Below are 12,807 nucleotides of genomic sequence, written 5' to 3' on the forward strand. Positions count from 1 at the left end.
GCACACATTTTAGCTACTATAAGTTCATGAAAACCTCATGAAATAAAACACATCAAACGTATATGCTAAAACAATATGCTGACACCTTTTATTTTCTTTTACATGTCCTTTTGAAAACATGACCCATATGCTAAAATAATAAAGATATTTAAAGAGAGGAAGAACAATCATGACGAAACCAATTGTAGCGATTGTTGGACGGCCAAATGTCGGAAAGTCAACAATTTTTAATCGCATCGTCGGTGAACGCGTCTCTATTGTAGAAGATACACCAGGCGTTACACGCGACAGAATTTATTCAAGTGGTGATTGGCTCACACATGAATTCAATATCATCGACACAGGCGGTGTGGAAATAGGGGATGCACCGTTTCAGACACAAATAAGAGCTCAAGCAGAATTAGCAATCGAAGAAGCTGATGTCATCATTTTTATGGTCAATGTTCGCGAAGGGCTCACTCAAAGTGACGAAATGGTAGCACAAATGCTTTATAAATCTAAAAAACCTGTTGTATTAGCTGTAAACAAAGTAGACAATCCTGAAATGCGCAATGATATTTATGATTTCTACTCACTAGGTTTTGGAGAACCTTATCCATTATCAGGATCGCATGGTCTTGGCTTAGGGGATTTATTAGATGCAGTTGCCAGTCATTTTGAAAACAAAGAGGAAGAAGAATACGATGAAGATACGATTCGCCTCTCTTTAATCGGCCGTCCAAATGTTGGAAAGTCAAGCTTAGTCAATGCGATATTAGGCGAAGAGCGTGTCATTGTTTCAAATGTTGCTGGGACAACGCGAGACGCTATTGATACCGAGTATACGTACGAAGACCAAAAATATGTCCTTATTGATACGGCAGGTATGCGTAAAAAAGGTAAAGTTTACGAATCTACAGAAAAGTATTCTGTTCTACGTGCACTTAAAGCAATTGAACGTTCCAATGTTGTACTTGTTGTCATTGATGCAGAAACAGGAATTATCGAACAAGATAAACGTGTTGCAGGTTATGCGCACGAGGAAGGTAAAGCGATCGTAATTGTGGTCAACAAGTGGGACACTGTCGAAAAAGACAGTAAAACGATGAAGCGCTTTATGGATGATATTCGTCAAAATTTCCAATTTTTAGATTATGCACAAATCGCATTTGTCTCAGCAAAAGAAAGCGCACGTCTTCAAACTCTATTTCCACTGATTAATGAAGCAAGCGAAAACCATAAAAAGCGCGTTCAAAGTTCTACATTAAATGAAGTCATTACTGACGCTATTTCAATGAATCCTACACCAACCGATAAAGGACGCCGTTTAAACGTATTTTACGCGACGCAAGTGGCTATTGAACCACCAACATTTGTTGTTTTCGTTAACGATGTTGAGTTGCTACACTTTTCATACAAGCGTTATTTAGAAAATCAAATTCGACAAGCTTTTGGATTCGAAGGAACACCTGTTCATATCATTGCTAGAAAACGAAATTAAATTCGGAGGGATAGAAATGACCAATATTACAGTATTCGGTACCGGAAGTTTTGGTAGTGCACTTGCCAATGTTCTTGCTGAAAATGGTCACCATGTTTTAATGTGGGGCAAAAATCAAGCTACAATTGACGAAATCAATTCAAATCATACCAATATAAGTTATTTAAAAGAGGCCCAACTTAATTCATCTATTAAAGCAACAACTGATTTAGATCAAGCCATCAAACATTCTGATACTTTTATTATTGCACTGCCAACAAAAGCGATTCGCGACGTAATGGGGCGTGTCAATACAAAGCTTAACTCTAAAAAATCTTTTATTCACGTGACTAAAGGTATTGAAAATGAATCTTTTAAACGTGTTTCTGAAATGATAGAAGACACTATCGCACCGGAATTTAATGGTGGCATTGGTATTCTTTCAGGTCCTAGCCACGCAGAAGAGGTGGTAATAAAACAACCTACAACCGTGGCTGCTGCATCAAATAATTCTGAATTGCGACAGCTGATTCAAGATTTATTTATGACAGATTATTTGCGTGTTTATACCAACGATGACTTAGTTGGCGTAGAGCTTGGTGGGGCACTAAAAAACATCATTGCTATTGCGAGTGGTGTCGTGTCAGGTATGGGCTATGGAGACAATGCTAAAGCTGCATTAATTACTCGCGGCCTTGCTGAAATCACACGTTTAGGCGTTAAATTAGGCGCTGATCCATTAACTTTCCAAGGATTAGGTGGCATTGGTGACTTAATTGTCACATGTACATCTACACATTCACGAAACTTTTCATTAGGTTATAAGCTCGGTAAAGGTGAACAACTTGATGATATACTCAAAGATATGAACATGGTTGCAGAAGGTGTATATACAACACAATCCGTGTATCATTTAGCCAAACATCAAGGTGTTGAGATGCCAATTACAGAAGCATTATATCGCGTATTGTTTGAAAAACAACCTGTTGAAAAAGAACTGAAAATATTAATGGGCAGAAATAAAAAAGCCGAATAATGGCAAAAATATTATATTAAATGATAAATTTGCCGTTTATCCCTCCGTTCATTGGGGTACTATAAAAGCGCGTATACATACGCGTTATGCCTTAGTTGGGCATTTTCTACTGTTCTTTAGCACACTATATGGTAGTTTCTGTTAAAATTGACGAGGAATTTAATAAAAAGCCATTAAATCGGTGTTTTTCTTGTATAAATCGTTGCAGTACCGCCATAGCTTGTGTTAAAGTCATACCATAATGATAATTGAATTATCATTACATAAACCTTTAGGAGGTGAATTGACATGAACAAAACTGACTTAATCAACGCTGTAGCTGAGCAAGCTGATTTAACTAAAAAAGAAGCTGGTCAAGCTGTTGATGCCGTTTTCGAATCAATTCAAAAATCACTAGCAAAAGGTGACAAAGTACAATTAATCGGTTTCGGTAACTTTGAGGTACGTGAACGTGCTGCACGTAAAGGACGTAACCCTCAAACAGGTAAAGAAATTGATATTCCTGCAAGCAAAGTTCCAGCTTTCAAAGCAGGTAAAGCTTTAAAAGATGCAGTGAAATAATTCAATTATTTACTTAGAAAGCCCTTTTTACAGGGCTTTTTTCTTTTATATTAGAGGCTATTCTAAGCACAAGTATATCTCATGCTATTAGATTCACGCACTTCAAATTTAAAATACGGCTTGCTCGCTTTTAATAAACACTCATTTAATAATGATTAAAAAACGTCGATTCCAAGTTACCTACTAACTTTCAAGAGATTTCGAGATAATTCAGATTTTATTTTCATATTGATAATGTTAAGATAGTAAGTGATTAAAAATTGAGGTGTGACCTATGAGTAAAACCTTTGAATTATTAGAGAGCCAAATTAGTAACACATTAACACATATACATAAACCGACTAATGTATTAGTAAATCACAAAATGAGTGATATTCTCGATACATTGACAATACCTGAATTAGCAAAAGTGGCCGTTCTTTCAATTGATACAGCGATGAATCATCTAGATCGAATTAGTTATTATCATTTTGAACGTGATGCAATATTGATTGGAGATTTATATAGCGCACATTATTATTACGTCGTCTCACAAATTCAATCTACGCATTTCCAAAAATCCTTGAGTGAAGCAATTATAAAAATAAATGCGTTAAAGTCATACCTTCAAAATGAACATCATGCACTCAAAGAAGACACATTCATTGAGACTGTTTTTAAAATCGAAACACACCTCATCGATGCTTTAATAGAAGTATATCAACTTAAAAACTTGAAAGAAAAGCTTCACTCTCGCATCATTGCACAAGTAGAAGTCAATCAACTAACTTATCTTAACTTTCTAAACGAAAATGAGATTCAACATGTGATTGATACGTTACACTCAAAATATAAGTATAATGGAGTGGTCTAAATGACTAAAAACAAAGCAGACAAACAGAAAGTTCATGAAGTTTTTCAAAATATTTCGACAAAATACGACAAACTGAATAATATTATCAGCTTTGAACAGCATAAAGTTTGGCGAAAAAAAGTAATGAAAGCAATGAAGGTTCAACCAGGCACTACAGCTTTAGATGTGTGCTGTGGCACAGCGGACTGGACGATATCATTAAGTAAAGCTGTCGGTCCTGATGGGGAAGTGACTGGCTTAGACTTTAGTGAAAACATGTTAAAAGTTGGAGAAACAAAAACCGCTAACATGTCGAATATAAGGTTAATCCAAGGAGATGCTATGGATTTACCTTTTGAAGATAACAGTTTCGACTACGTTACTATTGGCTTTGGATTGCGTAATATTCCTGATTATACAAAAGCACTTTCTGAAATGTATCGTGTATTAAAGCCTGGAGGCATTGCAGTTTGTCTTGAAACTAGTCAACCGACAGCTCCCGTTTTCAAACAAGCATACAAGCTTTATTTTAAATTTATTATGCCGCTATTTGGTAAGTTTTTTGCAAAGTCAAAAGAAGAATACGAATGGTTACAACAATCAGCTTTTGATTTCCCAGACAGCGAAACGCTAAAACAACTTTTCGAGTCTGTTTCATTTCAAAATGTAAAAGTACGTCATTTTACTGGTGGTGTTGCAGCCATGCATTTAGCTCAAAAACCTAAAACGAATTAATTAAAGGTGAGGAACCATGTCGAAAATTAATATGAATCGTGAAATAAAAAATATTGAAACATCATTAGCGCAATTAATGCAGTGTGAGACACCCACACTTCAGCAAGCATCTGAGCATTTATTATCTTCTGGTGGAAAGCGTGTACGACCATTATTCGTAATATTAAGTAGTTATTTAAGTGGGCAAACACCAACAGATGCTACTTATCGCGTCGCAGCTGCATTAGAATTGATTCATATGGCGACTTTGGTTCATGATGACGTAATTGATTTTAGCGAGAAAAGGCGTGGAGAAACGACGATTGAAAAAGAATGGAATCAATCTACAGCCATTTTAACAGGTAATTTTTTATTAGCACGTGCCTTAGAACATTTGTCTACGATTGAAAATTATCAAATCCATCAAACACTATCGACTGCAATTGTAGAAGTGTGTCGTGGGGAATTATTTCAATTTCAAGACCAGTTTCGCGCAAATCAATCTATTACAAATTATTTACGTCGCATCAAACGCAAAACTGCATTGCTAATTCAACTCGCTACTGAAGTGGGCGCAATGAGTGCCAATGCTAATGAAAAGACCATTAAAACGATGCGTACCATAGGCTACAATATAGGCATGAGTTTCCAAATTATCGATGATATTTTAGACTTTACAAGCACTGAAAAAAAGCTCGGAAAACCTGTTGGAAGCGATTTACGTAATGGACATATGACATTGCCAACGTTGCTTGAGATGAAAAAAGATCCTGCATTTAAACAACGTATAGCTCAACTGCATCCCGAAGCTTCACATAAGGCGTTTGAAAGTTGTGTTCAACACGTACGTAACTCTGATTCTATTGCATTATCAAAACAAATTAGCGAGCGTTACTTACAAAAAGCTAAAGACTTGTTAGAAACTTTGCCAGATAATGAAGCAAGAGCTTTATTTAATAAACTGATTCAAAAACTTAAAAATCGCAAAGTATAACCAATAAAACAATTGAAAGCGCTTTACTATCATGGTAGGATATTCTTGTAATCTATACATAAACACAGGGGGATCCTTAAAATGGAAAAAACATTTGTAATGCTTAAACCAGATGCAGTTCAAAGAAAATTAATCGGAGAAATCATACAACGTCTTGAACAAAAAGGCTTAAAATTAGTCGGCGCTAAGCTAATGACTGTACCACAATCATTAGCCGAAGAACATTACGGCGAACATAAAGACAAACCATTTTACTCAAAATTAATTTCTTTCATTACATCTGCACCCGTTTTTGCGATGGTTGTTGAAGGTGAAGATGCAGTGGCTGTTTCACGCCACATTATCGGTTCAACAAACCCTTCAGAAGCTACACCAGGTTCAATTCGTGGTGATTTAGGCTTAACAGTAGGGCGTAACGTTGTTCACGGTTCAGATTCTGTTGAGTCTGCAGAACGCGAAATTAATTTATGGTTTAAACCTGAAGAAATTAGCAGCTACCAATCTCCTGATGAAGTTTGGTTATACGAATAGTTTCATCTATATTGATGATATGTATCGCATTAATTGAATATCGATATGTCATCTTTACGAGGCTAGGACATGATATGATCATGTCCTAGCCTCTTTGCTTCTTTTATATTCTTTAACTCATAAAAGCGCTAAACTTTTTCTCATTTTTCAGTTAATTTAAGACTAGATTTATGCTATGATAAAAAGCATATTTACTTTAACATTATGTGTGTGTTTTCAGCTATGATAAGCTTTATGTAAAGCACTAAAATCATTCAAAAGGAGATGCCTAAGTATGAGATTTTTAACTGCCGGGGAGTCACATGGCCCACAATTAACAGTAATCATTGAAGGGTTACCTGCCAATATGAAAATAGATATTAATCAAATCAACAAAGAAATGTTTAAACGCCAAGGCGGATATGGTCGTGGGCGACGCATGCAAATTGAAAAAGACAATGTGGAAATCGTGTCGGGCGTTCGACATGGTTATACATTAGGCAGCCCTGTCACTGTGATTATCAAAAATGATGATTTTACCCATTGGAGAAATATTATGGGCGCTGAGCCTATTACAGAAGAGCAACAAGAAAATATGAAACGCGTAATTACTAAACCTCGTCCTGGACATGCTGATTTAGTAGGAGGCATAAAATATAACCACCAAGACTTGCGAAATGTCTTAGAACGTTCTTCAGCACGTGAAACAGCAGCACGTGTAGCCGTTGGTGCCATTTGTAAAAGTCTGCTTTCTCAGTTAGATATTGACCTTTTTAGTCGTGTCGTCGAGATTGGCGGAATTAAAGATGAAGGCGAGTATGATATTGATACCATCAAACGATACGAAGATGCTAATGATGTCCGCGTTATTGATGATGAAGTTGCTCAAGCTATTCGAAACAAAATTGATCAAGCAAAAGAAGACGGTGATTCAATAGGAGGCGTCGTTCAAGTTATCGTGGATAACATGCCAGTGGGCATCGGTAGCTATGTTCATTATGATCGTAAATTAGACGGTCGTATTGCCCAAAGCGTTGTGGGTATCAACGCTTTTAAAGGCGTCAGCTTTGGTGTTGGTTTTAAAGCGGGTTCGCGCTTAGGCTCGCAAGTTCAAGATCCTATTTTATATAACGAAACTAAAGGCTATTACCGAGAAAGCAATCATTTAGGTGGGCTTGAAGGCGGAATGTCGAATGGCATGCCAATTATTGTTAATGGCGTAATGAAACCTATTCCTACATTATACAAGCCTCTTGCATCCGTGGATATTCAAACGAAAACGCCATTCAAAGCAACGATTGAACGTTCAGACAGTTGTGCTGTCCCAGCTGCAAGTATTGTTTGCGAACACGCAGTAGCCTTTGAAATTGCAAAAGCATTATTAGAAGAATTTGAATCCAATGATTTTGATACATTAAAAACACAAGTAGATGCGCGTAGACAACGTAACATCACATTTTAAAATAGGTGATACTTATGCTATTAAACACACGATATGATCAAAATAATTATCCAATTATCGTTGAAAAAGGAGCCATTGAACAACTCGAAAAGGCTTTGAGCCATTATCAACATGTTTTTATTTTAATTGATCAGCATGTTGCTCAACAGTGGCCTTTCCTTAAAAACAAATGGAACCACGCCGTATTGATTGAAATTCCAGCAGGAGAACAAGTTAAACACTTGAATTATTATGAGACTTTCATGAATCAAATTCTTGAATATCATCCTACACGCAATACTTGTCTTGTAGCGATAGGCGGTGGTGCTACCGGAGATTTCGTAGGCTTTATGGCGGCCACACTTTTAAGAGGTGTCGATTTTATACAAGTTCCTACGACTTTACTCGCTCATGATTCTAGTGTAGGAGGGAAGGTAGGCATCAATGCACCCAAAGGTAAAAATTTAATCGGTGCTTTTCATCGTCCGAAAACCGTCCTTTATGACTTAGACTTTTTACAAACACTCCCTAAAACCGAAATTCTAAGCGGTTATGCTGAAGTTTATAAGCATGCTTTACTAACTAACCATAAGGCAGTTACTCAACTTGAAACGCAATACCCTACAGCCGAACATTTATATACGTTACAAAACATTGAAGTTTTTATCGTTTCCGGTATTGAAACCAAATTAAATATCGTGCTTGCTGATGAGAAAGAACACGGACAGCGTAAATTTTTGAATTTAGGTCATACTTTTGGACATGCTATCGAATCTCAACATCAACTGGCACATGGACACGCCGTAATGATAGGCATTTTATTTCAATATATTGTTGCAAACTTAGTTTTAAATGCTCGATTTCAACCACATACATTTTACCAGTATTTAAAAGACCTTCAATATCCATTAACGGTCATAGAAGCTTTTGACTTTGATCAATTGTATACACGTATGTTATCAGATAAGAAAAATGATGCCACAGGCATTCAAATGGTTTTACTCCAACAAATAGGACAACCAAAAGTCATGCACGTATCTCAATATATTTTAAAAGAAGCTTTTCAACAACTACTTCAATTGCATAATGAGGTGAAATAAATGGAAACGATATCAATTAACGGCCCCTTAAAAGGGCATATTACCATTCCAGGCGATAAATCTATGACGCATCGCGCAATCATGCTCGCATCATTAGCGACAGGGAAAACAACGATTCATCACCCTTTACTCGGTGAAGATTGCTTGAGAACCGCTAAAATTTTTCAAACACTTGGTGTTGATATTCACTTTTTTGAAAACCGATTAGACATCCGTTCACCAGGCTACGCCTCTTTTAAAACACCACATCAAGTCCTTTACACAGGAAATTCTGGTACAACAACCCGTTTAATGGCCGGCTTGTTAGGCGGCCTTGGTGTCAAGAGTGTATTATCTGGAGATGCTTCAATTGGTAAACGACCGATGAAACGTGTGATTGAACCGCTTCAAAAAATGGGCGTCAATATAACTGGCATAGACAACAATTACACGCCTCTAATTATTAATCGTGGAGACATTAAGGGAATTCACTACAAAATGCCTGTCGCTAGTGCTCAAGTTAAAAGTGCTCTATTATTTGCGGGTTTATTTGCGAATACGGCTACAACAATAGAAGAAATCGATATATCACGTAACCATACTGAAACCATGTTCAAACACTTCGGCCTTCCAATACACGTTTCCGAGGGAACAATCACTTTACCTAGCGATAGCATTCAACATATTTCAGCTAAAGATTTTGAAGTGCCAGGTGATATTTCTTCCGCTGCGTTTTTTATTGTAGCTGCACTGATTACACCCGGAAGTGATATTTATTTACACAATGTAGGTATGAACAAAACACGTGATGGCATTATAGAAATCGTGCAAAAAATGGGTGGCAAACTTGATATTCTCGACTTCACTGATACTGCCGAACCAACAGCGACATTACATGTCCAATACACACCGCATTTAAAACCAGTCGAAATAAGTGGCAACATCATTCCACGTTGTATTGATGAATTACCTGTCATTGCTTTACTCTGTACACAAGCTAAAGGTTCAAGTATCATTAAAGATGCTGAGGAATTGAAGGTCAAAGAAACAAATAGAATTGACACAACTGCAAGTGAGTTGAATCGATTAGGATTCCACCTCGAACCTACTGATGATGGTATGGTTATTTATCCATCTACATTAACATCACCACAAGAAGTGGATAGTCATACAGACCACCGAATAGGAATGATGCTCGCGGTGAGTGCTTTATTAAGTGAGCAACCTATTCACATTAAACAATTCGAAAGTGTCAACGTTTCTTTCCCTGGATTCTTACCAATCTTAAAACAATTAGAGAATGAGGGATAACATGCAAGATATCTATAAATTAATAGATGATATCAACTTACAAAAATTAGATAACATTGATTCACGCGTTCAAGAAGCGTTAACGTCTGATGATGATGAAGGTTTATTTGCACTCGGAGAAACTTTGTACCAATATGGTTTAACGCCTCAAGGCCTCGAAGTATTTCGTACGTTATATCACAAATATCCAGATGAAGGAGAGGTACTTATTTATTTCATTGAAGGGCTCGTAACAGAAAATCAAATTGACGAAGCCTTAGAATATTTAAACGAAGTACCGATGACCCCTGAAAAGCTAATGCTTGAAGCTGATTTATATCAACAAATTAATATGCTTGAAGTCGCTACAGATAAGCTAGAAAGTGCACTTGAATTACAGCCAAACGATCCTATTATTCACTTCGCGTTGGCTGAATTACTTTATTTTGATGGTCAATATTTACGTGCTTCTCGTGAATATGACACTGTTTTAGAAAGTGGAGAATATGAAGTTAACGGTATCAATCTGTTTTCTCGTTTAGCCGACAGCAGTTTGCAAAGTGGTAACTACCAAGATGCGTTAAAATGGTATGACGAAATCAACGAACAAGAAATGGTTCCTGAAGATTACTTAAAAAAAGCGGTTGCGTATGAAAAAAATGACCATACTCAAGAAGCAATCAAAATCACAAAGGCACTCTTAAATAAAGACCCTGACTTTATTCAAGCTTATTTCTACTTACAACAGTTATACGAAAACGAAAAAATGTTTGCAGATGCGATTGAAATTGGAGAAGAAGGCTTACGCTTAAACCAATACTATAAAGAATTAATGTATAGTACAGGCGCACTAAAAATAGAACACGGTGACCAAAATGAAGCTGTTGCATTGTTAAAACAAGCACTTGAAGTGGACCCAAGTTATCAAGAACCTTTGTTAATGTTAGCTGATTTTTATCGTCACGAAGAAGACTATAAAGCGTTAATCGAGTTAGTTCAATATGCTAACGAAGAAGATATGGATCCTGTGTTTACTTGGCAACTCGCTTACGCTTTAGGTCAAGAAGAGCGTGATAAAGAAGCGCAACATTTTTATGATTTAGCCTTTGCTTCATTAAATGATAATACAGATTTCTTAAGCGATTACTATGACTATCTCATAGAAATAGGAGAGACAACTTTAGCGAAATCAATACTTGAAAAACTAATCCAAAAAGAACCTAATCAAGAAAAATGGCATGATGAATACGCAAGACTCAGTTAAGGTGATCAAATGTTTGAGAAACCTTTATACCTAGAAAAGCAACATTTCATCGATTATCTATTATTCCAATACCAATTTAAATCTCGCATTTCTGTTTGGATATTAAACTATATGAAAGTCAATGCACAACGTGTAAAACGCATCCACTTTGTAGATCGCATGATTGATGGACATCAGACATTGGAACTTGCGACTGAAAATAGCACACAACCTGCGATTCGTTTAAAGTTCAAAGGCGAAACGCTGATTAACTCAAATGAAATTTTTGATATTTTAATAAAAAGTAATGAAAACTTTGATATAAAAATTCATTTTTCACATGCACGTTATCACGATGATCGATTAGAACATCTCATCTTACATCAACTACTTACCAATCAAGCAAATCAGCCTTATGTTGAAGATATTTTAAACATTCGATTAACTTCAACCTCATACCAATACCTCATTCATCTTTTGGAATCTCAGGTCGATTTGAGCTTGCAAATTAAAGATAAGCAAGCTTTTCGGTGGTATAGTCAGTTATTACGTTTACTTCAAAATGATAAGCATTGAAGCGCTAACGATATCCATTCATTTTTAAGTAAGCATAATATCGTTTTATAGCTTATGAAACTGGACACTGTATGTCTTTCATTAAATATGGTTTTACGCTATAATAATGATTACTTCAGTTTTATAAGGTTGTTAAATGAAAAATCTATAGTGTGCTCAATCACTTTTTAGTTGCCCATAATACCAACGGTTGTAATAGTGCGCATCTCAGGCTAAAAAGTTTGACCATTATTAATCAACCACTTACAATAGTATTAAAGGAGTGAGCATAATGTCTTTTATGTCTTTAATCATTTATTTTGTAATACTTATGATCCTCCCAATGTATGCGCAACATAAAGTTAAATCTAACTATGAAAAATACTCTCAAGTTAGATCGACAAGCGGCAAGACGGGACGAGAAGTTGCATTAGAAATTTTACATGCAAACGGCATTTATGATGTAGAAGTTAAAGAAGGCGAGGGCTTTTTAACGGACCATTACGATCCAAGTAAAAAAGTGGTCGTGTTGTCACCTTCAAACTATAATCGTCCAAGCGTCGCTGGAACAGCAATTGCTGCCCACGAAGTTGGTCATGCAATTCAACATTATGAAGGTTATTTCTTCTTACGTTTTCGTTCTGCGTTAGTCCCTGTAGCTAATCTAGGTAGTTCTTTATCCTACTTATTAATTACAGCTGGTTTCATATTTTCAATGTTGCATATCGCATTTGGTTCAACCTTATTATGGATCGGAATATTCTTTATGGCGTTTGCCGTACTTTTCTCGATTATCACATTGCCAGTCGAGTTTGATGCAAGTAAGCGTGCAATGAATCAAATCCAACGCTTAAACATTGTAAATGAAAAAGAATACAAACATGCAGGCCGTGTTTTACGTGCTGCAGCAATGACATACGTTGCCGCTACAGCGGTAGCAGTCGCTGAATTAGTAAGATTAATTCTTATCGCACGTTCTGAAGACTAATCATAAGTTTTAACATCCATTCTTAATGAAAAGAGTGGGTGTTTTTTTACGTCTTTACTACTTTTCTTCATTCATAATGTTCAAACATTGCCGTTAACTGCTCCT

13 protein-coding genes are annotated in these 12,807 nt (G+C 36.3%); all 13 read left to right on the plus strand.

The window, feature by feature from the left end; all coding sequences use genetic code 11:
- Positions 1-169 precede the first annotated feature (169 nt).
- The 13 genes from der (at position 170) to LN051_RS06090 (ending at position 12,702) form a co-directional block, all read left to right on the plus strand.
- A complete protein-coding gene (gene der, locus LN051_RS06030) occupies positions 170-1,480 on the plus strand; it encodes a ribosome biogenesis GTPase Der (protein WP_229291646.1) in 1,311 nt (436 codons plus the stop codon).
- Positions 1,481-1,496: 16 nt separating this feature from the next.
- Entirely contained in the window at positions 1,497-2,495 is a 999-nt protein-coding gene (locus LN051_RS06035) for an NAD(P)H-dependent glycerol-3-phosphate dehydrogenase (RefSeq protein ID WP_229291647.1), read from the plus strand.
- Between the two features lie 288 nt (positions 2,496-2,783).
- Positions 2,784-3,056 carry an HU family DNA-binding protein gene (locus LN051_RS06040; RefSeq protein WP_037564282.1) on the plus strand — a complete coding sequence of 91 codons (273 nt, stop codon included), beginning with the start codon at positions 2,784-2,786 and terminating at the stop codon, positions 3,054-3,056.
- Positions 3,057-3,330: 274 nt separating this feature from the next.
- Positions 3,331-3,909: a heptaprenyl diphosphate synthase component 1 gene (locus LN051_RS06045; protein ID WP_229291648.1), complete on the plus strand. Its 579-nt coding sequence runs from the start codon at positions 3,331-3,333 to the stop codon at positions 3,907-3,909.
- Positions 3,910-4,623 (plus strand): demethylmenaquinone methyltransferase, encoded by a 714-nt coding sequence (locus LN051_RS06050; protein WP_229291649.1) that lies wholly within the window; start codon positions 3,910-3,912, stop codon positions 4,621-4,623.
- Between the two features lie 16 nt (positions 4,624-4,639).
- Positions 4,640-5,596: a polyprenyl synthetase family protein gene (locus LN051_RS06055; protein ID WP_229291650.1), complete on the plus strand. Its 957-nt coding sequence runs from the start codon at positions 4,640-4,642 to the stop codon at positions 5,594-5,596.
- Between the two features lie 81 nt (positions 5,597-5,677).
- Positions 5,678-6,127 carry a nucleoside-diphosphate kinase gene (gene ndk / locus LN051_RS06060; RefSeq protein WP_229291651.1) on the plus strand — a complete coding sequence of 150 codons (450 nt, stop codon included), beginning with the start codon at positions 5,678-5,680 and terminating at the stop codon, positions 6,125-6,127.
- Between the two features lie 274 nt (positions 6,128-6,401).
- Positions 6,402-7,568, plus strand: a complete 1,167-nt coding sequence (gene aroC, locus LN051_RS06065; RefSeq protein WP_229291652.1) for a chorismate synthase — start codon at positions 6,402-6,404, stop codon at positions 7,566-7,568.
- 14 nt (positions 7,569-7,582) lie between these two features.
- Entirely contained in the window at positions 7,583-8,647 is a 1,065-nt protein-coding gene (aroB, locus tag LN051_RS06070; protein WP_229291653.1) for a 3-dehydroquinate synthase, read from the plus strand.
- Positions 8,648-9,937: a 3-phosphoshikimate 1-carboxyvinyltransferase gene (gene aroA, locus LN051_RS06075; protein WP_229291654.1), complete on the plus strand. Its 1,290-nt coding sequence runs from the start codon at positions 8,648-8,650 to the stop codon at positions 9,935-9,937.
- Position 9,938: 1 nt separating this feature from the next.
- The gene (locus tag LN051_RS06080; protein ID WP_229291655.1) at positions 9,939-11,180 is read left to right on the plus strand and encodes a tetratricopeptide repeat protein; all 1,242 of its coding nucleotides are present in this window, start codon (positions 9,939-9,941) and stop codon (positions 11,178-11,180) included.
- A 9-nt stretch (positions 11,181-11,189) separates the two neighbouring features.
- Entirely contained in the window at positions 11,190-11,735 is a 546-nt protein-coding gene (locus LN051_RS06085) for a YpiB family protein (protein WP_229291656.1), read from the plus strand.
- A 271-nt stretch (positions 11,736-12,006) separates the two neighbouring features.
- Positions 12,007-12,702, plus strand: a complete 696-nt coding sequence (locus LN051_RS06090; protein WP_420853965.1) for a zinc metallopeptidase — start codon at positions 12,007-12,009, stop codon at positions 12,700-12,702.
- Positions 12,703-12,807 lie beyond the last annotated feature (105 nt).

This window comes from Staphylococcus ratti, from assembly GCF_020883535.1.
GTDB lineage: Bacteria > Bacillota > Bacilli > Staphylococcales > Staphylococcaceae > Staphylococcus > Staphylococcus ratti.